Source organism: Streptomyces cinnamoneus, from assembly GCF_002939475.1.
Taxonomy (GTDB): domain Bacteria; phylum Actinomycetota; class Actinomycetes; order Streptomycetales; family Streptomycetaceae; genus Streptomyces; species Streptomyces cinnamoneus_A.
In genome coordinates this window covers 6,363,115-6,388,677 of record NZ_PKFQ01000001.1, presented here as the reverse complement: position 1 = coordinate 6,388,677, position 25,563 = coordinate 6,363,115, and the positions used below count along the sequence as shown (strand labels likewise).

General features: G+C 73.4%; 19 protein-coding genes. 9 read left to right on the top strand and 10 right to left on the bottom strand.

Annotation, left to right across the window (positions count from 1 at the left end; genetic code table 11):
- Window positions 1-111: 111 nt before the first annotated feature.
- The 3 genes from CYQ11_RS28045 to CYQ11_RS28035 all read right to left on the bottom strand — a co-directional run bounded on the left by CYQ11_RS28045 (window position 112) and on the right by CYQ11_RS28035 (window position 3,254).
- Window positions 112-1,176 (bottom strand): YncE family protein, encoded by a 1,065-nt coding sequence (locus tag CYQ11_RS28045; protein ID WP_104651109.1) that lies wholly within the window; start codon window positions 1,174-1,176, stop codon window positions 112-114.
- 119 nt (window positions 1,177-1,295) lie between these two features.
- Window positions 1,296-2,384, bottom strand: coding sequence for an isoaspartyl peptidase/L-asparaginase family protein (locus CYQ11_RS28040; protein WP_099198684.1), 1,089 nt, complete (start codon window positions 2,382-2,384; stop codon window positions 1,296-1,298).
- A gap of 114 nt (window positions 2,385-2,498) precedes the next feature.
- Entirely contained in the window at window positions 2,499-3,254 is a 756-nt protein-coding gene (locus tag CYQ11_RS28035) for an SDR family oxidoreductase (RefSeq protein WP_099198683.1), read from the bottom strand.
- A gap of 132 nt (window positions 3,255-3,386) precedes the next feature.
- Between CYQ11_RS28035 and fhuB the strand changes: the two genes are divergently transcribed.
- A complete protein-coding gene (gene fhuB / locus CYQ11_RS28030) occupies window positions 3,387-5,585 on the top strand; it encodes a Fe(3+)-hydroxamate ABC transporter permease FhuB (RefSeq protein WP_099198682.1) in 2,199 nt (732 codons plus the stop codon).
- 140 nt (window positions 5,586-5,725) lie between these two features.
- Window positions 5,726-6,949: an enterochelin esterase gene (fes, locus tag CYQ11_RS28025; RefSeq protein ID WP_104651131.1), complete on the top strand. Its 1,224-nt coding sequence runs from the start codon at window positions 5,726-5,728 to the stop codon at window positions 6,947-6,949.
- 66 nt (window positions 6,950-7,015) lie between these two features.
- Here fes and CYQ11_RS28020 read toward each other — a convergent pair whose 3' ends face one another.
- Genes CYQ11_RS28020 through CYQ11_RS28010 form a run of 3 tightly spaced genes read right to left on the bottom strand, consistent with a single transcriptional unit; the run spans window position 7,016 to window position 15,841 of the window.
- Entirely contained in the window at window positions 7,016-8,434 is a 1,419-nt protein-coding gene (locus tag CYQ11_RS28020; RefSeq protein WP_275666359.1) for a DHA2 family efflux MFS transporter permease subunit, read from the bottom strand.
- On the bottom strand, window positions 8,431-8,646 hold the full coding sequence (locus tag CYQ11_RS28015) for an MbtH family protein (protein WP_099198681.1): 216 nt from the start codon (window positions 8,644-8,646) through the stop codon (window positions 8,431-8,433). The genes CYQ11_RS28020 and CYQ11_RS28015 overlap by 4 nt, the downstream gene beginning before the upstream one ends.
- Before the next feature lie 4 nt (window positions 8,647-8,650).
- Window positions 8,651-15,841 (bottom strand): non-ribosomal peptide synthetase, encoded by a 7,191-nt coding sequence (locus tag CYQ11_RS28010; protein WP_099198680.1) that lies wholly within the window; start codon window positions 15,839-15,841, stop codon window positions 8,651-8,653.
- A gap of 154 nt (window positions 15,842-15,995) precedes the next feature.
- Here CYQ11_RS28010 and CYQ11_RS28005 point away from each other — a divergent pair, with 154 nt between their 5' ends.
- A complete protein-coding gene (locus CYQ11_RS28005; protein WP_099198679.1) occupies window positions 15,996-17,129 on the top strand; it encodes a M20 family metallopeptidase in 1,134 nt (377 codons plus the stop codon).
- A gap of 112 nt (window positions 17,130-17,241) precedes the next feature.
- Here the strand turns inward: CYQ11_RS28005 and CYQ11_RS28000 are convergent, their stop codons facing one another.
- The 3 genes from CYQ11_RS28000 to CYQ11_RS27990 form a co-directional block, all read right to left on the bottom strand.
- Window positions 17,242-18,237, bottom strand: coding sequence for an ABC transporter substrate-binding protein (locus tag CYQ11_RS28000; protein WP_099198678.1), 996 nt, complete (start codon window positions 18,235-18,237; stop codon window positions 17,242-17,244).
- A gap of 210 nt (window positions 18,238-18,447) precedes the next feature.
- Complete coding sequence (locus tag CYQ11_RS27995) at window positions 18,448-18,648, bottom strand: hypothetical protein (protein ID WP_099198677.1); 201 nt, start codon at window positions 18,646-18,648, stop codon at window positions 18,448-18,450.
- 87 nt (window positions 18,649-18,735) lie between these two features.
- Window positions 18,736-19,110 (bottom strand): hypothetical protein, encoded by a 375-nt coding sequence (locus CYQ11_RS27990; protein WP_099198676.1) that lies wholly within the window; start codon window positions 19,108-19,110, stop codon window positions 18,736-18,738.
- Window positions 19,111-19,350: 240 nt separating this feature from the next.
- Here CYQ11_RS27990 and CYQ11_RS27985 point away from each other — a divergent pair, with 240 nt between their 5' ends.
- From CYQ11_RS27985 to CYQ11_RS27960, 6 genes are all read left to right on the top strand, one after another.
- Window positions 19,351-20,553 carry a serine hydrolase domain-containing protein gene (locus CYQ11_RS27985; RefSeq protein WP_240003310.1) on the top strand — a complete coding sequence of 401 codons (1,203 nt, stop codon included), beginning with the start codon at window positions 19,351-19,353 and terminating at the stop codon, window positions 20,551-20,553.
- Window positions 20,554-20,642: 89 nt separating this feature from the next.
- Entirely contained in the window at window positions 20,643-22,001 is a 1,359-nt protein-coding gene (locus CYQ11_RS27980; RefSeq protein WP_099198674.1) for a glutamine synthetase family protein, read from the top strand.
- Window positions 22,001-23,152, top strand: coding sequence for an amidohydrolase family protein (locus CYQ11_RS27975; RefSeq protein WP_099198673.1), 1,152 nt, complete (start codon window positions 22,001-22,003; stop codon window positions 23,150-23,152). Before CYQ11_RS27980 ends, CYQ11_RS27975 begins: the two co-directional genes overlap by 1 nt.
- A gap of 107 nt (window positions 23,153-23,259) precedes the next feature.
- A complete protein-coding gene (locus CYQ11_RS27970; RefSeq protein ID WP_099198672.1) occupies window positions 23,260-23,571 on the top strand; it encodes a hypothetical protein in 312 nt (103 codons plus the stop codon).
- 119 nt (window positions 23,572-23,690) lie between these two features.
- Window positions 23,691-23,978: a hypothetical protein gene (locus tag CYQ11_RS27965; RefSeq protein WP_099198671.1), complete on the top strand. Its 288-nt coding sequence runs from the start codon at window positions 23,691-23,693 to the stop codon at window positions 23,976-23,978.
- 18 nt (window positions 23,979-23,996) lie between these two features.
- Window positions 23,997-24,239 (top strand): hypothetical protein, encoded by a 243-nt coding sequence (locus tag CYQ11_RS27960; RefSeq protein WP_099198670.1) that lies wholly within the window; start codon window positions 23,997-23,999, stop codon window positions 24,237-24,239.
- On the opposite strand, the gene CYQ11_RS27955 is transcribed toward CYQ11_RS27960, so the two are convergent.
- The gene (locus tag CYQ11_RS27955; RefSeq protein WP_099198669.1) at window positions 24,227-25,414 is read right to left on the bottom strand and encodes an aminotransferase class V-fold PLP-dependent enzyme; all 1,188 of its coding nucleotides are present in this window, start codon (window positions 25,412-25,414) and stop codon (window positions 24,227-24,229) included. The genes CYQ11_RS27960 and CYQ11_RS27955 overlap by 13 nt on opposite strands.
- Window positions 25,415-25,563: the final 149 nt, after the last annotated feature.

Here is a 25,563-nt window from a genome sequence, read left to right as displayed (position 1 = left end):
ATCCACCCTCGGGGCAGGTGTCCGCTCTCGCAACCGCGCGCCGTCCCTGGATTCGGCCGCCCGAGTGGTATAAGCGGCCGTGCCGGTGGGGTCGTGGGGCCTGCCGGTGCGTCAGGCGTGGGCGGCGGGGATGTACGCCAGGCCGTGGGCCCCCGGTTCGCCCAGTCGGTCGACCTCAAGGGTGGTGAGCACGGCGAGGCGCTCGAGGTCGACCACGGTCACGGTGCTGGACACGACGTTCGCGACGTAGCCCACCTTGCCGTCGGGCGAGGAGGTGATGGTGAGCGGGAAGACCCCGACCTGCACGTGGCCGGCCGGCTCCAGGGTGCCGGGCGAGAAGACCGTGAGGACGCCGTCGGTCTGCCGGCCCAGCACGCCTCCCCCTGCCCCCGCCATGCGCAGCTCTCCGGCGAGGACCGCCCCGGTGGCCGTGGTGTGCACGGGGAAGACCATCCCTTCGGTGGGCAGGGTCCGCACGACCTCGCCCGTGGCGGTCTCGATCACCCGGATGCCCGGCCGGGCCGCCGGCCCCGCGCCGAAGTCGGCGTGCGGCGCGGCGACGTAGACGTGGGCGCCGTCGCGCGAGACGTCCAGCCCCTCGCTCCCCGGCACCTCGATCCGGCCGGCGAACTCGTCGCGTTCGAGGTCGAGGACGGAGACGAACGGCGCCTCCTTGTTGGTGGAGTAGCCACGGCGGCCGTCCGGGGTGACGGCGAACCAGTGCGGCCCGTCGGCCATGACGGGGATCCTGCCGATCCGCTCCCGGGTGCGGGCGTCGTAGACGATCACACCGCCGGGAGCGGTCGCGGTGGCCTCGACGCTGACGTACAGCCGGTCCCGTGCGCGGTCCAGGGCGATGCCGTGGGGCGCGTGGTCCGGCGCGGTGTCGAGGACGTCGATGATCTTGCGGGCGTCGGCGTCGATGACGCTGACCTGCCGGGCGGTGCCCTGGTTCGCGCCGTAGTAGCCGGAAACGTAGGCGCTGGTGCAGTAGATCAGCCGACGGTCGGCGTCGAAGAGCAACTCGTGGGGCTGGGCGGGCACTTCGAGGACGTCCAGCCGCTCGTGGGTGAGGGCGTCGAAGAAGGTGACGGTCGGGCCGCTCTGGCTGACGACGGCCAGGACGTCGCCGGAGCGGGCAGGGATGGCCGAGGAGTTCACGTCGGTGGAGTTCATGAGGCCCATCCTTGGCGCGCCCCCGGCTGTGACTCCAGTGCAACGTCGTCAAAGCAGGTGTGCGTCCAACGCATTCGTCCTGGTCGCAAGGGAGTTGAAGGGGTGGAGTGTGGCCTGGGTCACTCGTCGGGGAACACTTTGGTGACGATGCGTCCGTCCGCGGTCGCGTAGCCGTGCAGCATGCCGTCGCTGCTGCGCGGCGCCGCGTACGTGCCCCGGTCGTCCAGCGCGATCACCCCGCCCTTGCCGCCCAGCCTCGGCAGCCGCTCGACCACGACCTCGTACGCGGCAGCGGCCAGGTCCCGGCCGCCGAACTCGACGAGGTGGGAGATCGTGGCCGCGGCGGCGCCGCGGAGGAAGACCTCGCCCTGTCCGGTGGCGCTGACGGCCACGTTGCCGTTCTTCGCGTACGTACCGGCTCCCACGACGGGCGAGTCGCCGACGCGCCCGGCCATCTTGTTCGTCATGCCTCCGGTCGAGGTGGCGGCGGCGAGGGAACGTGACGCGTCGACGGCGACCGCGCCGACCGTGCCCGTGACGACTGCGTCCCGCCGGCCGTCCCCGGAGCGGGCCTTCTTGGCCCGCATCAGCTCGTCCCACCGCTGTTGCGTCCAGAAGTAGTCCTGGGTGACGGGGGTGAGGCCCTGTCGCACGGCGAAGGTGTCGGCCGCCTCGCCCGCGAGCAGGACGTGCGGGGTCCTCTCCATGACCAGGCGTGCGGCGGAGACGGGGTTGCGCACGTGGCGCACCCCGGTGACCGCGCCGGCCCGGAGGTCGGAACCCCGCATGATCGACGCGTCGAGTTCGTGGCCCGCGTCCTCGGTGAAGACCGCGCCCTTGCCGGCGTTGAAGAGCGGGTTGTCCTCCAGGGCCCGTACGGCCTCCTCGACGGCACTCACGCTGTCGCCGCCCCGGCGCAGGACGCGCTGCCCGGCGCGCAGGGCGTCGGCGAGGCCGTCGCGGTAGGCGCGCTCGGTGCGGGCGTCGGTGTCCTCGCGGCGCAGGGCGCTTCCCGCGCCGCCGTGCACGGCGAGGACGACGTCGTGGGCCTCGGGCCGGGGGCCGCCGTCCGTCGCGGTGCGGGCGGCCGTCGCGGCGGCCGCCTGGGCGTGGCCGGCGGGCCGCTGCGGCAGGCCGGGCAGCGCGGCGGCCGCGGCGACGAGCAGGGCGAGGGCGGGGACCGTCCAGGGTCTCGACAGCGGGCGCATGTGTTCCCCTCGGTCGAAGCGGCTGTCCGCTACGACTTTGGACACGGCGCCCGCCGGTGTCCACAGGGCAATCGCGCCAACGGGCCCGGAGCCCGCGCGCGCCGGCGGCCGGCGTCAGCGGGTGGTGTAGCCGCCGTTGACGAAGAGGGTCTGGCCGTTGAGCCACCAGCCGTCGGTGAGCAGGAACTTCACGTAGGGCACGATGTCCTCGATCTTGGTGAGTTCGCCGTTCATCGCCGAGGACTTGTGGTAGGCGATCGAGTCGTCGGTCTCGGCCGGGTAGAAGAACCCGGTGTCCATGGGGCCGGGCGCGATGTTGTTGACGGAGACGTTGCGGCCGAACAGCTCCTTGGACAGGGCGCGGGTGAAGTGCTCGACCGGGGCCTTGCTGCCCGCGTAGACGGAGTACAGGCCGGTGTAGGCGGCGAGCAGCGAGGTCACGATGGTGATGATCTTGCCGCCGTCCTCCACCCGTCTGGCCGCCTGCTGCATCATGAAGTACGCCGCCTTGGAGTTGACGGCGAACATCCTGTCGTACTCCGCCTCGGTGACCTCGGCCATGGGTTTCTTGATGACCATGCCGGCGGTGTTCACCACGCAGTCGACCTTGCCGAAGGCTCCCTCGGCGACCTCGAAGAGCCCCTCGACCTCGGAGACCTTCGTCAGGTCGGCCTCGTGGACGACCGCGTCGCCGCCCGCGGCCTTGACCGCCTCGGCGGTCTGCTCCGCCCCCTCCTTGGAGGAGGGCGCGTTGTAGTGGACGACGACGTTGGCGCCGTCGGCGGCGACCTCCCGGGCGATGAGGCTGCCGAGGTTGCGCGAGGCGCCGCCGATGACGACGACCTTGTCCTTGAGGGTGTGGCTGGGCATGCGTCTCTCCTCGGAGGCGGCTGAAGGCGCGGATGCCAAGATTCGGTCACTTTATGGTGCTATGCCCGGCTTCGCATGCCGACCACCCGATGACCCGCCGACCCCCGTGGATCATTAGGCTAGCCTTACCTTATGACTGTGTCGCACGTGGACCCCGGGGCGAAGGCCGTCGCCGACGAGGCACTACCGGCCCCATCCGGGGGCCGCCGGCCCCTCCTTCTCGCCTCGGCCTCCCTGGTGCTCGCGGTCCTCGTGCTCGCCGCCCTCTCCCTGTCCGTCGGAGCGGGTGAGGTCGGCCCCGGCGACGTCCTGGACTACCTCCTCGGACGCGACGGCGCCCGCGCCGACACCCGGCTGGCCCTGGTCGTGGGAGACCTGCGCATCCCCCGGACGCTGACCGCGCTGCTCGTCGGCGCGGCCCTGGGCACCTCCGGCAGCCTCCTCCAGGCCGTCACCCGCAACCCCCTCGCCGAGACGGGCCTGCTCGGCGTCAACGCCGGCGCCTCGCTCGGCGTCGTCACCGGCATCGCCTTCCTGGGGGTGACGAGCGGCTACGGGCACCTGCTGTGGGCGTTCGGCGGCGCCGTCGCCGCCAGCGGGCTCGTCCTGCTCATCGCGGGCCGCCGGGGCGGTGGTTCACCGATGCGCCTGGTCCTGGCCGGGTCCGCACTCGGCGCCACGTTCGGCGGCGTCACCAGCGTCGTCATCGTCAACTCCGCCGAGACCTACGACCGCTTCCGCTTCTGGGTCCTCGGCTCGCTCGCGGGCGTCGAGGGCTACTCCGAACTGAAGAGCCTGCTGCCGGTCCTCGCCCTGGGCTTCCTCGTGGCCCTGCTCGTCGCGCGGCCGCTGTCCGCCCTCGCCCTCGGCGACGACCTCGCCCGCGGACTCGGCCACCGGCCCTCGGTCATCCGCGTGGTCGTCGCCGTGGCCGTCACCCTGCTCACCGCCTCGGCGGTGGCGCTGGTGGGGCCCGTCTCCTTCCTGGGCCTGCTCGCGGGCTTCCTCGCCCGCGCCGTCACCGGCCCCCGGCTCACCGCCCAGATCCTCCTCGCCGGACTCGTCGGCGCGGGCGTGCTGACCGGGGCCGACGTCCTCGCCCGGGTGGTCTCCCGCCCCTTCGAGGCGCCGGTCTCCGTCATCATCGCCCTCGTCGGCGCCCCGGTCCTCATCGGCATCGTCCGCTCCAAGCGGCTCGGCGCGATGGGCATGACCGACCCCGCCACGGAGGAGAGCGCCAAGCCCGCCCGGCGGCTCCTCCCCCGGCTGGGGACGCCCCGCACGGCGGACGCCGGGGCCGCGGACACCGACAGCCTGGTCCTGCGGCGCGGCACCCTGTCGGTGCTGCTGCCGCGCCGTGCCGCACTGGCGGCCCTGTTCCTGGCCGCCCTGCTCGTGACCGCCGTGGTGCTCTCCGCCTACGCCGGTCAGAGCGAGATGAGCCTGAGCCGCACGTTCAACGCCGTCTTCGGCTCCGGCGACCGCTTCGACGTCCTGCTCGTGCAGAAGTTCCGGCTCGGCCGGATCGTCGCCGGGCTCACCGCCGGCGCGGCCCTCGGGCTCGCCGGCTGCCTCACCCAGACCCTCGCCCGCAACCGCCTCGCCACGCCCGAACTGCTGGGCGTCAACGACGGCGCCACCGCCGCCGTGCTGCTGTCGACGACACTCACCGGCACGTTCGGGGCCTGGTGGGCGGGCCCGGTCGGCGCGCTCGCGGCCGTCCTCGTCGTCACCACGGTCTCCGGCGGCCTCGGCCAGCGCGGCTACCGCGTCCTCGTGGTGGGGCTCGCCATGTCGGCGCTCGCCTCCGCCGTCACCCAGGTCGTGCTCTCCCGCCGCTCGCTCAACGCGGCCAGTTCGCTCTACGTCTGGACCTCCGGCAGCCTCAACGGGCGCGGCTACTCGGTGGCCACGCCGGTGCTCATCGGCCTGGCGGTGCTGGTGCCGCTCGCGCTCGTCGTCGCCCGGCAGCTGAACGTGCTGCGCTTCGACGACTCCACGGCGTCCTCGCTGGGCGTCGCGCCGGGGCGGGTGCGGCTGGTGTGCCTGCTGCTGTCGGTGGGGCTTGCGGGACTGGCCGTGGGCATCTGCGGGCCGGTGGGCTTCGTGGCGCTCGCCTCCCCCGTCATCGCGGGGCGGCTGGCGGGGCCGCTGCGGGTGCCGGTGGTGGGTTCGATGCTCACGGGGGCCGTGCTCATCGTCCTGGCGGACACGGTGGGGCGGATCGTCTTCGACGGCGTCGAGGTGCCGGTCGGCATCGTGACGACCGTGCTCGGCGGACCGTTCCTGCTGTGGGTCCTGCTGGGACGGTCGGCGGCGACGCGGGTGTGACGCTCTTCAGCCCGTCCGGCGCTTGAGGACACCGCGCGAAGCGCGGCCCGGGGTCTGGGGCGCAGCCCCGGGAAACGGCGAAAGGGCGGGACCGGGGCCCCCTCCCCACGGCACCCGCCACCGAAAGGAAACCAGTGGAGCTGCACAGCCCGATACTCCAGGACCTCGCCGCAGCGGTGCAGGCCGAAAGCCCCGGCGCGCTGGAAGACTTCTGGCGGCGCACCGCCGTCACCGGCACGCCCCTCGTCGAGCCCGACCCCGAAGGGAACGACGCCTGGCGCCTCGTCACCTTCGTGTGGCGCGACGATCCCACCGCCCCGGCGGACGCCGTACTGGCCCTCCTCCACACCGTCACCGACAAGGACCGGCACGCCCACGACCTGACCCCCCACCTCATGGCGAAGGTGCCCGGCACGGACGTGTGGGCCCTCAGCCACCGGCTGCGGGCCGACCACCGCGCGTCGTACCAGTTCTCGGTGCACCGCGGCGCCCGCGAGGACGCCCTGCGCACGGACCGCCGAAGCTGGCTGCGCGTCCTGGACACCGCCCTGCCCGACCCGCTGGCCGCGGGCCCGGTGCTGCCCTCCCGCGACGGCCGCAACCCCTCGTCCGTCATGGAGCTGCCCGACGCGCCCGCCAGTGACTTCGCCGCGCCGCGGGAGTCCGTACCGCGCGGCGAGCGCGTCGCCGCGGAGGTCGACGGCCGGCGCGTGGGCGTGCACCTGCCCGCCGGGCACGCGCCGGGCGACGGGCCGTACGCCGTCGCGGTGCTGCTCGACGGCGAGATGTGGGGCCCGGTGCTGGGCTTCGGCGACACCCTGGACGGCCTCCTCGCCGACGGCCGCATCCCGCCGACCGTGACGCTCATGGTGGAGACGATGGGCCGCGCCCGGCGCATGGCCGACCTGAGTTGCAGCGAGGAGTTCGTCGACTGGCTCGCGGACGTCCTGCTGCCCTGGGCCGCCCGTGCGTACGGGGCGACACGGGATCCGGCGCGCACGGTGGTGGCGGGGCAGAGCGCGGGCGGTCTGACGGCGGCCTTCGCCGCCTTCCGCAGGCCGGAGCGGTTCGGCAACGCCCTCTCCCAGTCGGGCTCCTTCTGGTGGCCGGACGGGACCGAGTTCGACGGCGGCAGCGAGTGGCTGACCCGGCAGTACGCGATCAGCGAGCGGCTGCCGGTCCGCTTCCACCTTGAGGTGGGCCTGCAGGAGTGGATGCTGCTCCCGCAGAACCGGCACCTGCGCAACGTGCTGGAGGCGCGGGGCTACGACGTGGTCTATGACGAGTTCAACGGCGGCCACGACTACGCCTGCTGGCGCGGCGGGCTGGCCGACGGGCTCGTGGGACTGCTGGGGCGGCGGTAAGGGCGCCGCGAACGCGTGAGGTCCCGGACCGGCGACCGCCGGTCGGGACCTCACGCGCCGGGGGTGTCAGGCCGCGGCCGGCATCTCCTCGCCCTCCGGCTCGTCGTCGAAGGGCGGCGGCGCCGGGGCCTCCTTGGGCATGCGCAGGGCGCACAGCGCGCCGAGGGCGACGAGGCCCGCGGTGACCGCGATGGCGGCCCGGTACGGGCCCGGGGCCGCGTCGTGCGTGCCGGAGCCGCCCCAGGCGGAGATCACCGCGGCGGTGGCGGCGATGCCGAGCGCGCCGCCCAGGGTGCGCACGATGGTGAACAGCGCCATGGCCTGGCCCATGGCCGGCGGCGGGACGTCCGCGAACCCGGCGATCTGGACGGTGAGCACGGCCGTGCCCAGCACCAGGCCGACGCAGAACATCAGCGCCCGCACCGCCCAGGTGTGCTCGGCCACGCCCGGTACGGCCAGGGCGCCGAAGACGGCCGTCGCCAGCACCAGGGCGGGCACGGCCAGCCACCGGGGGCCGAGCCGGGGCATCAGCCGGTCGGCCACCTGGGAGGCCAGCATCAGTCCGAGCGCCTCGGGGAAGACGCTCAGCCCCGCGTCCAGGGCCGAGGCGCCGAGCGCCGCCTGGTAGAGCAGCGGGAAGGCGAAGAGCACGCCCATCAGGCCCGCCGAGGTGACCAGCGCGAGGACGGTGGCGGAGGCGAACACCCTGTCGGCGAGCAGCCGCAGCCGCAGCAGCGGCGTCTGCGCCCTGAGCAGGTGGACGCATCCGGCGGCCAGCAGCGCGAGCCCGAGCGGTCCGCAGACCAGGACGGAGGGCGCCCCCCAGCCGTGCGTGGGGCCGAAGCCCAGCGCGTAGGTCAGCAGCCCCAGGGCGGGGGTCGCCAGCAGGAAGCCCGTCAGGTCGAAGCCCTCGGCGTCCTCCTTGTGCTCCCGCAGCCCCACGACGCCGGTCAGCACGGCGGCCGCGCCGATCGGCACGTTGACGAAGAACAGCCAGTGCCAGGAGAGGTGTTCGGTCAGGAAGCCCCCGAGCGGCGGGCCCAGCGCCGGCATCAGCGCGGTCGGCACGATGAGCACCTTGGACAGCTTCATCCGCTCGTGCGGCGGGAAGGCCCGGAAGAGCAGCGTCATCCCCACCGGCGTCAGCAGGCCGCCCGCGACGCCCTGCACGACGCGCGCGAGGACCAGGGCCGGCAGGTCCTGGGCGAGTCCGCAGGCGGCGGAGGCGGCGGTGAAGACGGCCAGGGACCCGAGGAAGACCTTCTTGACGCCGAGGCGGTCGCCGAGCCAGCCCGCCACGGGCAGGGCGACGGCCAGCGCCACGAGGAAGGCGACCTCGACGGTGTTGGCGGCCGACACCGGTTCGCCGAAGTCCCCGGCGATGGTGAGCAGCGCCGGGTTGACGATGGTGGAGTCGAGCCCGTTCATGCACATCGCCGCCGTGTAGACGATCACGACGGCGACGCGCGGGTCGATCCCCCTCACGGGGCCACCGAGGCCGTGCCGGCCGGCGTCAGGTCGGTCCAGTGCTCGGTGATCCAGTCGAGGGCGGGCTGCCGCTCGCAGGGCCCGTGGGCGATGCTCCAGCCCTCGGGCACGGGGGCGAAGCCCGGCCAGAGGCTGTGCTGCCCCTCGGCGTTGACGAGGACGAGGAACTCCCCGTCGCCGTCGAAGGGGTTGGCGGGTGCGTCGCTCATGGGGTCAGCTCTCCAGGTTCTGCAGGCGGTCGGCGATGACGCTCGCGATGTGCGCGATCGGTTCGGGCAGGGTCATGTCCTTGTGCGAGCAGGCGACGTTCGTGTTGTCGATCCGCCCGGTCACGTAGGGGGTCCAGGTCTCGGGGGTGAGGGTGTCGTCGATGGTCTCGACGGTGGCGCGGAAGAAGAGCACGTCGCCTTCGAAGACCCGGTGGTCGAAGGCGCGCACGAGGTGGTTGGTGTTGAGGTACGTGCGGTTGAGGGCCTCGATGGTGGCGTCGTCGAGGCTGGCCAGGGGGGAGCCCTCGCGGCGCAGCACCTCGGTGACGTGGGCGAGCTCGAAGGGCTTGCCCTCCAGGCTGTCCGGTCCGTAGCCGCCCATGGCGAGCAGGGCTTCGAGGGCCTCGGCCTGGTCGGGCACGGGCAGCTCGCGGAAGCCCTCGGCGGGGTAGGCGTCGAGGACGGCGAGCAGCTCGACCTCGGCGCCGAGGTCCTGGAGACGGGTGGCCATGGCGTGGGCGATGATGCCGCCGGTGGACCAGCCCAGCAGGCGGTAGGGGCCCTCGGGCTGGACCTCGCGCAGCCGGCCGACGTAGTGCGCCGCCAGTTCCTCCAGGGTCCCGGGCAGCGGTTCGGCGGCGGTCGCCGGGCCGACGCCCTGGGCCTGGAGGCCGTAGATGGGCACGTCGGCGGGCAGGTGGCGGATGAGCCCCGCGTAGCACCAGCTGAGCCCGCCGGCGGGGTGGACGCAGTACAGCGGCGCCTTGTCCCCGTCGTTCGCCGGGCGCAGCGGCAGCAGCACGTCCAGGGCGTCGGTGCCCTCGGCCGCGTCCAGCGCGGCGTCGAGCGCCGCGACGGTGGGCGCCTGGAAGACCGTGCCGATGCCGACCTCGGCGCCGAGTGCGTCCTTGACGCGGCCGGCGAGGCGCACGGCGAGGAGCGAGTGGCCGCCGAGGTCGAAGAAGTTGTCGTCGACGCCGACCCGGGGCAGGCCCAGGACGTCCGCGAAGATCGCGCACAGCTGTTCCTCGCGGGGGCCGCGCGGGGCGCGCCCCTCGGTGACGGCGGCGGCGAGGTCGGGGGCGGGCAGGGCCTTGCGGTCGAGCTTGCCGTTGGCGGTCAGGGGCAGCTTCTCCAGCAGGACGACGGCCGACGGGACCATGTGGACGGGCAGTTCGCCCGTGGTGTGCTCGCGCAGCAGGGCGGGGGTGGTCTCGCGGGCGGGGACGGCGTAGGCGACGAGCCGCTTGTCGCCGGGGGTGTCCTCACGGACGACGACGGCCGCGTCGGCGACGTCGGGGTGGTCGGCGAGGACGGCCTCGATCTCGCCGAGCTCGATGCGGAATCCGCGGATCTTCACCTGGTGGTCGGCGCGCCCGAAGTATTCGAGGGTGCCGTCCGGGCGGCGGCGGGCGAGGTCTCCGGAGCGGTACATCCGGCTGCCGCGCTCGCCGAAGAGGTGCGCGAAGGGGTCGGCGACGAAGCGCTCGGCGGTCAGGGCGTGCCGGCCGAGGTAGCCGCGGGCCAGGCCCTCGCCCGCGACGTACATCTCGCCGGTGACGCCGGGCGGTACGGGCTGGAGGTGGCCGTCGAGGACGTAGACGCGCAGGTCGGGGATGTTGACACCGATGGTGCTGGAGGTGCCGGCGGCGGCGCTCTCGCGGTCGAGGGCCACGTAGGAGACGTGGACCGTGGTCTCGGTGATGCCGTACATGTTGACGAGCGTGGGCGCGTCGTCAGGGTGGCGGTCGTACCAGTCGTCGAGGCGGCCCAGTTCGAGGGCCTCGCCGCCGAAGACGACGTAGCGCAGGGCGAGGTCGCTGCCGGGGTTCTCCCGGTCCGCGGCGCTGAGCTGGTAGAACGCGGACGGCGTCTGGTTGAGGACGGTCACGCGCTCGTCGGCGAGCAGGCGCAGGAACGCGGCCGGGTCGCGGCTGACGAGATGCGGTACGACCACCAGCCGGCCGCCGTGCAGCAGGGCGCCCCAGAGCTCCCAGACGGAGAAGTCGAAGGCGTAGGAGTGGAAGAGCGTCCACACGTCCTTCTCGTCGAATCCGAACCAGTGGTCGGTCGCGGAGAACAGCCGGGTGACGTTGTGGTGGGTGACGGGGACGCCCTTGGGGCGGCCGGTGGAACCGGAGGTGTAGATGACGTACGCGACGTCGCCGGGCCGCTGCGGCCGGGTGCGGTCGTCGTCGCTCAGGTCCGTGGGTGCGAGGCCCTCGGCCTCGGTGCCGTCGACGAGGACGACGGGCAGGTCGTGCGCGGGGACGCGCGCGGCGGTCGCGGTGTCGGTGACGACGGCGGCCGGCGCGGCGTCCTGGAGCATGTAGGCGAGGCGGTCGGCCGGGTAGTCCGGGTCGAGCGGCAGGTAGGCGGCGCCGGACTTGGCGACGGCGAGCAGGCCCACGACCAGGTCGAGGGAGCGCGGCAGGGCGAGCGCCACGATGGCGCCGGGGCCGATGCCCCGCCCGGCGAGCAGCCGGGCCAGACGGTTGGCGCGGGCGGACAGCCCGGCGTAGGTGAGGGACGCGCCGTCGCAGGTGGCTGCGGTGCGGCCGGGGTGGCGGCGGGCGGCGTCCTCGTACAGCTCGACGAGGGTCCGGGGGGCGCGAACCTGCTCGCTCGGACCGGCGTTCCAGTCGACCAGGGCCTGGCGCGTCTCGTCGGCGTCGAGCAGGGGGAGCCGGGTGACGGGGGTGTCGGGGTCGGCGGCGGCCGCGGTGAGCAGCCGGGCCAGGTGGGTGGAGAGACGTTTCACCGTGGCGGCGTCGAAGAGGTCGGTGCGGTATTCGAGGAAGCCCGCTATGCCGCCGCCGGGCTGCTCCCCCGCGTTGAGGGTGAGGTCGAACTTGGCGGTGCCGGAGGGGACGGCGGCCATGCGGGCGGTGAGCCCGGGGGCCATGGTGAACTCGGCGTCGGGCAGGGACTGCCAGGCCAGCATCACCTGGAAGAGCGGGTGCCGGGCGAGCGACCGGGGCGGGTTGAGGTCCTCGACGAGCCAGTCGAAGGGCAGGTCGGGGTGTTCGTAGGCGGCCAGGGTGGTGGCGCGGACGCGGTCGAGCAGGGTGCGGAAGGCCGGCGCGCCGGAGGTGTCGTTGCGCAGGACGAGGGTGTTGACGAAGAAGCCGACGAGATCGGCGGTCGCCTCGTCCTCGCGTCCCGCGACGGGGGTGCCGATGGGGATGTCGGTGCCGCAGCCGTAGCGGGTGAGGAGGGCCGCGAGGGCGGCCTGGACGACCATGAAGACGCTGGTGCCGGTGGTGCGGGCGAGCGTGCGGACGGCGGCGTGCGCGTCCGGGTCCAGGTGGAAGGGAACGGTGTCGCCCGCGGAGGAGGCGACGGCGGGGCGCGGCCGGTCGGTGGGGAGTTCGAGCAGGTCGGGCAGGCCGGCGAGGCTCTTGCGCCAGTGGTCGAGCTGCGGGCCGGCGAAGACGCCGGGGGCGGCGGGGGTGCCGAGGAGGTCGCGCTGCCAGAGGGTGTAGTCGGCGTACTGGGCCGCCAGGGGCGCGAAGCCGGGGGTGCGTCCTTCGGCGCGGGCCGCGTAGGCGGTGGCGAGGTCCCGGGCGAGGGGGGTCGTGGAGGCGCCGTCGCCGGCGATGTGGTGGAGGAGGAGGAGCAGGGTGTGGCTCTCCGCGCCGTCCGTGAACAGCGTGACGCGCAGCGGGGGTTCGGCGGCGAGGTCGAAGCAGTGGCGCACGGCTTCGGCCGGGCTCGCCGACGCGGGTGCGAGGTGCAGCTCGGGGCGGGCCTGGTCGGGGCCGAGAATCCGCTGGTAGGGCTCGTTGTCAGTGGCCGGGTATACCGTCCGCAGTGTCTCGTGACGCTCGGTGACGTCACCGAGGGCGAGGCGCAGGGCGTCCTGGTCGAGGGGGCCGGTGAGCGTGAGGAGGAGCGGGATGTTGTACGTGGGGCTGGGGCCTTCGAGGCGGTACATGAACCACAGCCGCTTCTGCGCCGGGGAGAGCGGCATGCGCTCCTCGCGCGGCAGGGGGGCGAGCGCGGGGCGCTCGCCGTCGGCGTGCGGGGCCGTGCCGTTGGCGATGAGCTTCGCCAGCGCGGCCGGGGTGGGGTTGCGGAAGACGTCGGCGAGGGTGACGCCCTCGTCCTCCCGGTCGCGGATCGTCGCCGCGAGACGGCCGGCGAGCAGGGAGTGTCCGCCGAGGTCGAAGAAGTTCGCGTCGGCGGAGACGGGGGCGTCCAGGTCCAGCACCTGGGCGAAGAGGAGGCAGATGCTCTCCTCCTCCCGGCAGCCGGGCGCCCTGTATGCGGCGCCGGTGCTCTCGCCGGTGGGCCGGGGGTCGGGCAGGGCCCGGACGTCGAGCTTGTCGTTGGCGGTGCGGGGCAGCGCGTCGAGGAGGACGACGTCGGCGGGCACCATGTGGCCGGGCAGGAGCCGGGCGAGGTGGTCGGTCAGGTGCCGGGGCCCGGCGGTGGCGCCTTCGGTGAGCACGGCGTAGGCGGCGAGGCGCTTGCCGGTGGGGGTGTCGCGGGCGACGACGGCGGCCTGGGCGACCTCGGGGTGCCCGGCCAGGGTGGCCTGGATCTCGCCGAGTTCGACGCGGAAGCCGCGGATCTTGACCTGGTCGTCCGCGCGGCCGAGGAACTCCAGGGTGCCGTCGGGCCGGCGGCGCACGAGGTCGCCCGTGCGGTACATCCGCGCCCCGCTCTCGCCGTGCAGGGCGCCGAAGGGGTCGGCGGTGAAGCGCTCGGCGGTGAGGTCGGGGCGGCCCAGGTAGCCGGCGGCCAGGCAGGCGCCGGCGACATACAGCTCGCCGGGGACGCCGGGGGGTGTCGGACGCAGGGAGCCGTCGAGGACGTACGCCCGTGAGCCGCGCACGGGGCGGCCGGTGGTGGGGGCGTCCTGTGTGGGGCCGGGCAGCCAGTAGTAGGCGTCGACGGTCGTCTCGGTGGGGCCGTAGAGGTTGATGGGGCTCAGGCCCTCGGTGGTGGCGAGCCGCTGCCACAGCGGCTCGGGCACGGCCTCACCTCCGACCACGACGAGGGCGGGGTGGTGCCGGCCCTCGTCGAGGAGGCCTTCGGCGATGAGGGCTTCGACGTAGGAGGGGGTGGCGTCCAGGTAGTCGACGCGATGCTCGTGGAGGTAGGCGGTGGCCGCGGCCGGGTCCCGGTAGTCGGTGTCGTCCAGGAGGTGCAGCTCGTGGCCGTGCACCATCCAGATCAGGGGGTCCCAGGAGGCGTCGAAGGCGAAGGAGGCGGTGTGCGCGATGCGCAGGCGCTGCCGCCCGGTGCGCTCCACGGCCGGGGCGATGTGGTCGCCGCCGTGGCCGGCGTGGAGGTTGGCGAGGGAGGCGTGGGTGACGAGGACGCCCTTGGGTCTGCCGGTGGAGCCGGAGGTGTGGATGACGTAGGCGGCCTGCTGGAGGGCGGGGGCGGCGGGAGCCGTGCCGGGCCGGGCGTCGATCCGGGCGCGGGTGGCCGGGTCGTCGAGGAGCAGCGTGGGGATGCCGTGGTCCGGCAGGCTGCGGACGGTGCTCGCGGTGCCGATGAGGCAGCCGGGGCGGGTGTCGTCCAGGACGGCGGCGATGCGCCGCCCGGGGTGGCCCAGGTCGAGCGGCTGGCAGACGCCGCCGGCCTTGAGGACGGCGAGCAGGGCGACGACGGTGTCCGCGCCGCGGGGCAGGGCGAGCGCGACGGCGGCACCGGGCCGGACGCCGCCGTGCCGCAGCTCGTGGGCCAGGCGGTTGGCCGCGGTGTCCAGTTCGGCGAAGGTCAGGGCGGTCGCGCCGCTGCGGACGGCGGTGGCGTCGGGGGTGCGGGCGGCCTGCTCGGCGAAGAGTTCGGGGAGGGTGCGGTCCGGGGCGGGCTCGGTGCGGCCCGCGGTGGCGGCGCGGATCTCGTCGGCGTCCAGGAGGTCGATGGTGCCGACGGGGCGCTGCGGGTCGGCCAGGAGCAGGTCGGTGAGTCCGTCGAGGTAGCGCCGCAGGCCGTGCTCGTGGGCGGCGAGAGAAGGGAGGTCGTAGCGGGCGGGGTTGGCGTCCAGGCCGAGCCGCACGGAGCCGTCGGGCGCGGGGATGACGGCGAGGGCCAGGTCGTCGACGGGCCCCGCGGCGAGGTTGCGCACGACACCGGGCAGGCCGTCGAACTCCAGGTCGCCCTCGAAGGGCTTGATGTTCACCATCGGCCCGAACAGGGGCTGCTCGGCCGCGGTGAGGCCGAGGTCGCGGCGCAGGTCCTCCAGCCGGTAGCGCTGGTGGCGGCGGACGGCCCGCACCTCGAGGACGACGCGGCGCAGGAGTTCGGCGCCGGTGTCCTGGGGGCGGACGGTGATGCGCAGCGGCATGACGTTGACCGTCATGGCGGGGGTGCGCAGGGCGGCGGGGCCGCGGCGGTTCATCAGGGGCAGGCCGAGCACGACGTCCCGGGCACCGGTCGTGCGGTGCACATAGCCGGCGGTGGCGGCGATGAGCAGTTCCGCCCAGGTGGCCTTGACCGCGCGGGCGGCGTCCTCCAGGCGGGACAGGGAGCCGGCGGGCAGGGCGGCGTCGTGGCGCAGGACGGAGCCGGCGGGGGCGGCGGGGCGGTCGGAGAGGGAGACGGGCTCGGGCCGGTCGGCGTAGCGCTCGCGCCAGAAGGCGCCGTCCGCGGCGTGGCGCTCCCCGCCGGTGTACTGGGCCTCGTCCTCGACCAGTTCGCGCAGCGTGCCGAAGGGGTTCGGGGAGGGCGCGTCGCCGGCGGCGAGCGCGGTGTAGACCTCGGCGACCCGGCGTCCTATCAGGGTCAGGGCGTAGGCGTCGACGGCGAAGTGGTGGACGCGCTGGTACCACCAGAAGCGGTCGTCGGCGAGGCGGATGAGGGCCTGGGTGACCAGGGGGCCTTCGGTGAGGTCGACGGGCTGCGCGAGGTCGGCCCGCATCCACGCCTCGGCCTCGGCGTCCGGCCGCGGGTTCCCGCGCAGGTCGAGGCGGTGCAGCGGCCAGTCGCGGCCGGCTTCGACGCGCTGTGCGGGCGGGTCCCCCGCGGTGACCACGAGGGCGAGCGTCTCGGCCTCCCGTACGGTCTGCCGCAGGGCGCGCTCGAAGAGCTCCGCGTCCAGGGGGCCGTCGATCTCCACGCAGTCACCGGTGTTGTAGACCGGGTTGTCCGGGGCGAGCGCCTGTGCGTACAGGATGCCGGACTGCGCCGCGAGGAGCGGCAGTTCGGCAGGAACGGTCTCGGCCTGATGGTGACGCATGCGTGGGGACTCCCGGTATATGGCAAACGTTCCTGGTCACACCGGACCCCCCGGTGCGTCAGCTTAGGTAAGCCTAAGCTATTTTTTGATCGCTTGTGAGAGTGGCCCCGCGCCGCGCGGGCCCGCCGGGACACCGTAGACACTGGAGCTGAACATGACCGTGGCCGAGGGCCTCAAATCCGCCATGCGTGAGCGCGTTTCGGCCCACCGCGAGCAGCTCCTGACGCTCAGCCGCCGCATCCACGGGCACCCCGAGACGGCCTTCGCCGAGCACCGCGCGGCGGCCTGGTGCGCCGAGGCGCTGCGCGAGCACGGCTTCGCGGTCACGGCCCCGGCACATGGCCTGGAGACGGCGTTCTCGGCGACCGTGGGGTCGGGCCCGGTCACCGTGGCCATCGCCTGTGAGTACGACGCCCTGCCGGGGCTCGGCCACGCCTGCGGCCACAACCTGATCGCCGCCGCCGGCGTCGGGGCGGCGCTCGCGCTCGCGCCGTACGCCGCCGAACTGGGCCTGACCGTACGGGTCCTGGGCACCCCGGCCGAGGAGCGCGGCGCGGGCAAGGCGCTGCTGCTGGACGCCGGCGCCTTCGACGGGGTGGACGCGGCGATGATGGTGCACCCGTGCCCGTTCGAGGTCGCCGAGTTCCGCTCGTTCGCGCTCGGCACGCTCTCCGTCGCCTACCGGGGACGGTCCGCCCACCCCAGCCTCAATCCGCACGAGGGCCGCAACGCCGCGGACGCCCTGACGGTCGCCCAGGTGGCGCTGGGGCTGCTGCGCCAGCAGCTGCCGCCGCACTGGAAGGTGCACGGCGTGACGACGAGCGCGGGCACGGCGCCGAACGCCATCCCCGACCGGGCGACGGCCGAGTACGAGATCCGGGCGTCGGCCGCCGAGGACCTGCGGGAGCTGCGGGAGCGGGTCGAGGCGTGCTTCCGGGCGGGGGCCCTGGCCACGGGCTGCGAGGTGACGCTCACCCGGCCCGAGCCGGACTATCTGGACTTCCGCACCGACCCGGAGCTGATCGCCCTCTGGCGGGCCAACGCCCGGGAGCTGGGACGGCCCGAACCGCAGCAGCGCGACGCCTTCGCCTGCACCGACATGGGCAACGTCTCGCACGTGGTGCCCACGATCCACCCGGTGCTGGACATCACGGGTGGCGCCTGCGGCCCGCACGAACCGGAGTTCGCGGAGGCGGCGGTCTCCCCGGCGGCGGAACGGGCCGTCCTCGACGGTGCGGTGGGGATGGCGTGGACGGCGGCGGACTTCGCGAGCGGCCGTCGCCCATAACCGGGCGGACGCCCCCAGCGAAAGGGCGGACGGGCTGGATCCTCCAGCCCGTCCGCCCTTCGGCGTGCGGTCCCCGGCGCGTGAGGACGCCGGGGTGTCAGCCCGCTTCGCGTCAGGACGCCTTCAGGGCCTTGACGATGTCGTCGATGACCGCCTGGCTGGCCAGCGGGCCGCCGCGCGTGGACCAGACCGAGCCGTCCACGGTCACGGCGTGGTTCTTCTTGACCGCGTTCAGCTCCTTGTAGGCCGGCTTCTCCTGGACGTCCTTCAGGGCCTTCTCACCGTCGGAGGTGAGGGTGGAGAGGAAGAGCCAGTCGCCGTCGATCTCGTTGATCTTCTCCAGGCTGAGCGATGGCGTGTGGGCGTTGCCGTCCTTGTCCTGCGTCTTGGGGCGCTTGAGGCCCATGTCGAGGGCGACGCCGCTCGCGAACTGACGCTTCTCCATCCAGCTGGGGCCCTCCGGGTTCCAGCGGACGATGCCGACCTCGGCGCCCTTGTTCTCGCCGAGCCCCTCGCCGGCGGACTTGGCCTTGGCCTCGTAGTCGGCGATGACCTTGTTCGCCTTGTCCAGGCCGTTGACGGCGTTGCCGATACCCCGGAAGGAAATCTTCCAGTCGTCGGTCGGGGCCATGGTGACCAGGGTGGCGGGGGTGATCTCGCGGAGCTGCTTGAGGACCTGCTGGTCCTGCATGTCACCGGCGAGGATGAGGTCGGGCTTGGCGGCGATGACCTTGTCCATCACCGGCTGGAGGAGATTGCCGACGACGTTGACGCCCTCGACCTTGTCCGCGAGGTAGGCGGGGGGCTTGTTCAGACCCTGGCCGTTGGTGATGCCGACCGGCTTGAGGCCGAGGGCCAGCACCGCGTCCAGGTCCTCCTGGGTAAGCGTCACGATCCGCTTGGGGTTCGCGGGCACCTTGACGGCCGTGCCGGTCGCGTCCTTGACCGTGCGCGTCCCGCCGGAGCCCGCCCCGTCCTTCGCCTCGCCGGAGCCCGCGTCCGAGTCCGCGCCGCAACCGGTCAGGAGCAGGGCGGCCGCACCCGCGGCGGCGAGAACCTGAGCCGCGCGGCGCGGGCCGGACAGGAGGGGGCGGTGGGACGAGGTCATCAAGTGCTCCGGGCGTTAAAAGGCGTCAGCAAGGAAAAACACGGACAGCGATCCGCGTGAGGGGTCTCCTCCTCACCCGGACAACAGAGGATATTAGGTTAGCCTTACCTTAAAGTCATCCCGCGAGCAGGGCCCCCTCCCCTTCAGCCCCGCCCGCACACGAAGTGGCCCGCCCCTCGGGGCGGGCCACTCGCGACGGACTCCGGACCACTACCTCCGGCGCAACAACAACCGGATGAGCACTCCCGGCCGGCGCTCCGGCGACCGGCCGGCGCCACCCCCGGCCAAGGCCATGTCCGGCCGCTCCTCGACGATGACGGGGGCGGGCTCGGGCTCCGGATCGGGCCGGTGGATTCGATAGGCCTCGGCGCGCACGTAGGCACCGAGGGCACGCGCGGGATCGATGCGCATGACGTCTCTCCTGCTGGTATCTGCTGACAACCCGACAAGACGCGACGGCGCCCCGGCCCCGGACGGGGGCACGGGGCGCGGTTGCCCTCAGCAGCGCAGGACGAAATGGCGCGCGCGATCAGCGGCGGCGATGGCGTCGCCGGGCCGGGGCGGCACGGCCTGCGCGCCGGAGAGCCCCCCGGCCCCTCCGGCGGCAGACGCCAGGACCGGCGGGCGGTCACGCCCGCCCGTCGGCCTCCCCGCCCTCCCCGGGCGCGGAATGTACTGCTCCGGTGCGCACGCGGCGCACTCGTCGGAAGCGAGGTCCAGCAAGGGAGCCTCGGCCGGAACCTCGTCCCTGAGCGAGGCGTTGCCGACCACCTCGGACGCCGCACCGGACAGCACCAGCAGTACAGCGGCCAGCAACGCGACCGCAGCCCGCGACACGGACTGCGGTACGGCGACGCGACCCCATACCGACACACACCAAGCGTAGTTGCGCGATTACCTTGAGTGCATTCCGTCGATCGGGTGAGATTCCCAGGAACAGCGTCGCCTCTCGCATGCATCAGATACGACGACCCGACAGAATGCTGGCCCGGCAGACTGGCCGGATCTCGCTCCTCGCCCGAAGTCCCGCTCAACGAACCAGTAGTGAAGTGAGTCATCTGAGGCGCAAAGGACTATTACGAGGAGAGAGAGGCACAGCTGATGACGTTACGGATGGTACGCAGAGCACTCACCGCGGCGCTGGCGACGGTCACGCTCACCGCCACCGCTCTCACGGCCACCGCCTCGGCCGGCACGGACCGCCGGGGCGGACGGCACGACGCCACCCGGGCGGTGATGGAGGCCGAGGTGAAGGCCGGGACACCGGGGATCCTGGGACAGGTTCAGGACACGTACGGCACGTGGAACGCCTCCGCCGGGGTCGCCGACCTCGCCACCCACCGACAGCGCCTGCCCCGTGACCGCTTCCGGATCGGCAGCGTCACCAAGGTCTTCGTCTCGACGGTGCTCCTCCAGCTGGAGGCGGAGGGCAGGATCCGCCTCGACGACACGGTCGAACGCTGGCTGCCCGGCCTGGTCCACGGCAACGGCCATGACGGCAGCCGCATCACCGTTCGCCAGTTGCTCAACCACACCAGCGGCATCTCCAACTACACCGAGGACCCGGCCTTCCGGAAGATCATCTCGACGGGGTTCTCCGAGCACCGCTACGACACCTACACGCCGGACGAGCTGGTCGCCGTCGCGATGACCCACCGACCCGACTTCGAGCCCGGCAAGGGCTGGCACTACTCCAACACCAACTACATCGTCGCCGGGATGATCGTCGAGAAGGCGTCCGGCCGCGACTACGCCACCGAGATCCGCGAACGCGTCATCGACAGGCTCGGCCTGCGCTCCACCACCCTGCCCGGCACCTCGCCGCGGATGCCCTCGCCGCACGGGAGGGCGTACAGCAAGCTCTTCGCCACCGCCCCGGACGCGAAGATCCACGACACCACCGAGCTGAACGCCTCCTGGGGCGGCGCGGCCGGCGAGATCATCTCCACCACCGGTGACCTCAACCGCTTCTACCGCGCCCTTCTGGGCGGCGAACTGCTGCCGGAGCGTCAGCAGCGGGAGTTGCAGACCACCGTGCCGACCGGGGACGGAACCATCGGCGACGGCTACGGCCTCGGCATCGCCTGGTCGACGCTGAGCTGTGGCCGGACGGTCTGGTTCCACAGTGGCGGCATCCACGGCTCCACCTCCCTGGCCAGCGCCACCCCGGGTGGCGGCCACACCGCGGCCTTCAACCTCAACTCCGACTGGAGGGGCGACCTCCCCGCCCTGCTGGAGGCCGAGTACTGCGGCTCCGCACCGGCCGCCGCCACGGAGTCCACGAAGTCCCTGGCCAGGCTCACCGCACTGCGCTGAGTCCCACCCGTCGCACGACGAGGTGTAACCCGGACCGTTCCTGACCAGAATCACTGAGCCATCCCCGTTTCCCAGGTGAGGAGCCGACCGTGGACCAGACGGCACGTGAGCGCGCGGAGTCGGCCGCCCGGCAGGAGGCCGCTCAGCTCACCGCCCGCGGCATCCGCGGCATCGCCCTCAACTGGGTCGACAACGCGGGCGTCTCCCGGGTCAAGGCGGTCCCCACCACCCGGCTCGCCCACGCCGCACGCTGGGGCGTGGGCGCGTCGCCGTGCTTCGACGTGTTCCTCGTGGACGACTCCTCGGTCACCAGCCCCCACATCGGCGGGCCCAGCGGCGACCTGCGGCTCTTCCCCGACCTGGACCGGCTGACGGTCCTCGCCGCCCAGCCCGGCTGGGCCTGGGCCCCCGTCGACCGGTACGAGCAGCACGGCGCCCCCCACGCCGCCTGCCAGCGGCAGTTCGCCCGGCGCATGACCGAGCGGGCGACGGCGCGCGGACTGCGGCTGAGCATGGGCTTCGAGACCGAGTGGATCGTCACCCGCGCCGGCGAGCCGGGCGCCGGGCCGTCCTACCCCTGCCAGGGTCCGGCCTACGGCATGAAGCGGGTGGCCGAACTGTCCGGCTACCTCCACGACGTCCTCGACGCCCTCGCCGCGCAGGACATGGCGGTCCTCCAGATCCACCCGGAGTACTCCCCCGGACAGTTCGAGGTGTCGGTCGCCCCCGCCGACCCCGTGGGCGCGGCCGACCTCTCCCTGCTCGTACGGGAGACCATCCGCGCGGTCTCCCTCCGGCACGGGCTGGACGCCTCGTTCGCGCCGGTCGTCGAGCCGGGCGGCGTGGGAAACGGCGCCCATCTGCACCTGAGCCTCTGGCAGGACGGGCGGAACCTCTGCCGGGACGGCGACGGCCCCTTCGGCATGACCCCCCTGTACGAGGGCTTCCTGGCCGGGGTGCTGCGGGAGCTGCCCGCCCTGCTCGTCCTCGGCGCCCCCTCCCCCGCGAGCTATCTGCGGCTGACGCCCTCGCACTGGGCCGGTGCCTTCCAGTGCTGGGGCCCGGAGAACAGGGAAGCCGCCCTCCGTTTCATTCCCGGCTCGCCCGGCGACTCCGGCGGTGCCAACGCCGAGGTCAAGTGCTTCGACCCGGCGGCCAACCCCTATCTGGTGACCGGAGCCGTCATCGCCGCCGGGCTGGCCGGCGCCGACGAGGGACTGACCCTGCCGCCGCCGGTGGAGGGCGACCCCGCCGAGCACGGGGACCAGCCCCGCCTGCCCACCTCCCTCACCGAGGCCCTGAAGCACTTCGAGGGCTCGGCCCTGCTGCGCGAGGCGCTCGGGGACCCGCTCTTCGAGGCGGTCGCCGCCGTGCGCCGCGGCGAGATCGCCCTGTTCGACGGCCTGTCGCCCCAGGACCTCGCAGCCGCCACGCGCGGGCGGTACTGATGAGCGCCCTCCCCGTCCCCCCGCTGGTGGACCAGCACTGTCACGGCGTCGTCCGCGGCGACCCCGACGACGACCTGTTCGCCTCGTTCCTGACCGAGTCCGACCTGCCGGCGGCCGACGGCACCTCCTTCTTCGACACCCAGCTCGGCTTCGCCGTGCGCCGCTGGTGCCCGCCGCTCCTGGACCTCGAACCGCACTGCCCGCCCGCCCGCTACCTGGACCGCCGGCGCGAGCTGGGCGGGGCGGAGGCCACCCGGCGGCTGCTCGGCGCCTGCGGCATCGCCGACTACGTGGTGGACACCGGCCTGGGACGGCCCGGCGAACTGCTGGCACCGCGGGAGCTGGCGGCCGCGGCCGGCGGCGCGGGCAGTCACGAGGTCGTGCGGCTGGAGAGGCTGGCGGAAGGACTCGCCGACCGGGCCGGCGGCCTGTCCTCCTTCCTGGACGAGCTCGCCACGGGCGTGCCGGCGGCCGCGCGCACCGCCGTGGCCTTCAAGTCGGTGATCGCCTACCGCCACGGACTGGACTTCGCCCCGGAGCCCCCGGCCCCGGCCGAGGTGCGGCGGGCCGCCGACCGGTGGCTCGTGGGCCGGGCCCCGGGCGACCGGCTGACCGATCCGGTGCTGATGCGCCATCTGCTCTGGTCCGCCGCCGAGACCGCGCTGCCGGTCCAGCTGCACACGGGCTTCGGCGACCCGGACCTGCGGCTGCACCGCTGCGATCCGCTGCTGCTGACCGATTTCGCCCGCGCCGTTCGGCCCACGGGCTGCGCGCTGGTCCTGCTGCACGGCTATCCCTTCCACCGCGGCGCCGGCTATCTCGCGCACGCCTTCCCCCACGTCTACGCCGACGTCGGGCTGGCCCTCACGCACACGGGCGCGCGTGCCGGGGCCGTGCTCGCCGAGATGCTCGAACTGGCGCCGTTCGACAAACTCATGTTCTCCACCGACGCCTACGGCCTGCCGGAGCTGTACGTCGTGGGCGCCGAACTCTTCCGGCGCGGGCTCTCCAGGCTGCTGACGGGCTGGGTGGACGAGGGCGCCTGGTCGTCCGGGGACGCCGAGCGGGTGGCCGCCATGGTCGCCGCCGGCACCGCGCGCAGGGTCTACGGCCTGGCCCCCGGGGACGGGGCCTCCGCGTCGTTCGGGTGAAGCTCACCGGCTCCGCGCCCCGTCCCCGCGCGGCCCCGGTAGCTTCGCGGCGGTCCGCATCCAGGACGTGAGACCGCACCAAGACGTGACAAGGGACGTTCCGCAGCATGCGCCATCCGCTCGCCGCCCTCGGCGCCGTACTCCTCGCCGGTGTGCTCACCCTGTTCGCACCGCTCGGCGCCCGGGCCGCCACGGGCACGTTCAGCTACTTCACGGACCGGGGTGTCACCGCCCACGAACTGGCGAATCCCGTCGACGGCCGTTGTTATCCGGTCGGTTATGCCCATGGAGTCACCGGAAACGAAACGGACCGCGACGCCTATCTGTATGACACGCCCGACTGCCGGGGCGCGGCGGCGTATTTCCCCAAGGGGTTCTACCGTCTGGAGACGTTCCAAAGCGTGGTGTTCATGCGATGACATGGTCTTCATGCGATGACTTTTCGCGCGGGCGTACGGGCCCGCGCGGGTTTTCCTGTACGGCGTGGGCGATTTCGCTACGCTGGGCGGTCGAGCCGCCGACGCGGGGAGGACGAGTCATGAGTACCGCACGGGTTTGGAGCATCGAGCGCATTCGCGACGCTCTCGGCAGTCCCGACCTCTCCCAGCGTTTCCTCGGTGAAATCTGCCGGGCCCCGGCCGACGAGGTGCTGGCCGTCTTCACCAAGTGGCAGGGCATCGCCGAGCGCACCCTCGCCGCCGTCGAGCGGGGACGCCAGGCCGCGGCCGCCGAGGCCGCGGGGGGTGAGGTCCCGGGCGAGTGGATCGACATCACCCAGAAGGTCCAGGAGGACGCCGCGCTCGTTCGCTCCCGCGGGGCCGCGTAGAACTGCCACTCTGGATCGGTGTACGCGCTCAAATACGATGCGACGATAGCGGCCGTCTGGGATGCGCTCCCGCAGTCGGTGAGCGCACAGCTCAGTGACGTCCTCGCCGCCGCCTGCACGGACCCCCTCGCGGCGACCGTCCCGTACGGCGAGGACGACGGCATCATGAGGATGCTCGTTCTGGACGAGGTCTTCGCCGTCATCTATCTCGGACACCAGACGAAGACCCTGCACATCTACCAGATCGACTACCTCGGCTGACCCCGGCGCGCGAGCCCGGTGAGCACGTCCACGGCGCGGTCCAGTTCGTCCTCGGTGTTGTAGTAGTGCGGCGAGAGCCTCACCAGCGGGTGAACGCCCCGGTCCTCGGTGTCGAACAGGGACTGTTCCGGCGGCGTGACCGTCACGTTGATCCCGTGCCGGGTCAGTTCGGCCTTGACGTCGGCCGCGGCCACGCCGTCGACCTTGGCGGTGACGATGGCGCACCGCTCACGCCCCAGGTCGTACGTCCGGGCTCCCGGCACCGCGTCGATCCGCTCCCGGAGCGCGGCGCCCAGGGCGGTCGCGCGCTCGCCGATCGCGTCCAGGCCGAGGTCCAGGGCCTGGCGCACCGCGCTGCCCAGTCCCAGGACGCCCGCGTAGCCCATCTCCCACGTCCCGAAGCGGCGTGCGCCCTCGCGCCAGGTGAAGCCCCGTTTGCCGTCCCAGACCGAGGCGGCGGTCTCGTTGACGTGCGGTTCGAGGCGGTCGAGCATCCGGGGGCCCACCCACAGGAAGCCCGTGCCGCGCGGGCCGCGCAGGAACTTGCGACCGGTGGCGGTGAGCATGTCGCAGCCGATCGCGTGGACGTCCACGGGGAACTGCCCGACCGACTGCGTGGCGTCCAGCAGGAAGGGCACTCCGGCACTCCGGGTGACCCGGCCGATGCCGGCCGCCGGGTTGACCAGACCGCCGCCGGTGGGGACGTGGCTGACGCCGACCAGCTTCGTCCGCTCGTCGATGAGGTTCGCCAGCGCCGTGACGTCCAGCTGGCCGTGCTCGTCGTCGGGGACGACGACGACCTCGGCGCCGGTGCGCTGGGCGACCTGGAGATAGGCCAGCACGTTGCTGCCGTACTCGGACCGTCCGGTCAGGATCCGGTCGCCGGGCCCGAAGGCGAGCGAGTAGAACGCGGCCTGCCACGCGTGCGTGGCGTTGTCGAACAGCGCCACGTCCCGCGCCTTTCCGCCGACGAGTTCGGCGACGAGCGCATAGGTCTCCTCGATGTCCCGCGTGCGCTCGGTGGCGGCCTCGTAGCCGCCGATCCGGGCTTCCAGCTCCAGGTGGGCCGTCATCGTCTCCAGGGTCCGGCGGGAGAGGAGGCCTGCTCCGGCGTTGTTGAGGTGCACGCGGTGGGCGCAGCCCGGGGTCTCACGGCGCAGTGCGGTGACGTCCATGAAGAGCGTGCCTCCTGACGGTGAAGGGTCGCCTGCACGATCGACTTCACCACGGAACCCGGTGGACCGACAGTCCGCCTCCCGGAAGGCGAACCCCAGTTCGCACGCCCGGCGGGACGGGGTGGTGCCTGTGCCACCCCCGGAACGGG

Excerpts from the sequence above, each read along its gene's own strand:
- CYQ11_RS27955 (WP_099198669.1), bottom strand. The coding sequence starts at position 25,414 with ATGGACGTCACCGCACTGCGCCGTGAGACCCCGGGCTGCGCCCACCGC.
- CYQ11_RS28000 (WP_099198678.1), bottom strand. The coding sequence starts at position 18,237 with ATGACCTCGTCCCACCGCCCCCTCCTGTCCGGCCCGCGCCGCGCGGCT.
- CYQ11_RS28015 (WP_099198681.1), bottom strand. The coding sequence starts at position 8,646 with ATGAGCGACGCACCCGCCAACCCCTTCGACGGCGACGGGGAGTTCCTC.
- CYQ11_RS28010 (WP_099198680.1), bottom strand. The coding sequence starts at position 15,841 with ATGCGTCACCATCAGGCCGAGACCGTTCCTGCCGAACTGCCGCTCCTC.
- fhuB (WP_099198682.1), top strand. The coding sequence starts at position 3,387 with ATGACTGTGTCGCACGTGGACCCCGGGGCGAAGGCCGTCGCCGACGAG.
- CYQ11_RS28035 (WP_099198683.1), bottom strand. The coding sequence starts at position 3,254 with ATGCCCAGCCACACCCTCAAGGACAAGGTCGTCGTCATCGGCGGCGCC.
- CYQ11_RS28040 (WP_099198684.1), bottom strand. The coding sequence starts at position 2,384 with ATGCGCCCGCTGTCGAGACCCTGGACGGTCCCCGCCCTCGCCCTGCTC.
- CYQ11_RS27985 (WP_240003310.1), top strand. The coding sequence starts at position 19,351 with ATGGTACGCAGAGCACTCACCGCGGCGCTGGCGACGGTCACGCTCACC.
- CYQ11_RS28045 (WP_104651109.1), bottom strand. The coding sequence starts at position 1,176 with ATGAACTCCACCGACGTGAACTCCTCGGCCATCCCTGCCCGCTCCGGC.
- CYQ11_RS27995 (WP_099198677.1), bottom strand. The coding sequence starts at position 18,648 with ATGCGCATCGATCCCGCGCGTGCCCTCGGTGCCTACGTGCGCGCCGAG.
- CYQ11_RS28005 (WP_099198679.1), top strand. The coding sequence starts at position 15,996 with ATGACCGTGGCCGAGGGCCTCAAATCCGCCATGCGTGAGCGCGTTTCG.
- CYQ11_RS27970 (WP_099198672.1), top strand. The coding sequence starts at position 23,260 with ATGCGCCATCCGCTCGCCGCCCTCGGCGCCGTACTCCTCGCCGGTGTG.
- CYQ11_RS27965 (WP_099198671.1), top strand. The coding sequence starts at position 23,691 with ATGAGTACCGCACGGGTTTGGAGCATCGAGCGCATTCGCGACGCTCTC.
- CYQ11_RS27975 (WP_099198673.1), top strand. The coding sequence starts at position 22,001 with ATGAGCGCCCTCCCCGTCCCCCCGCTGGTGGACCAGCACTGTCACGGC.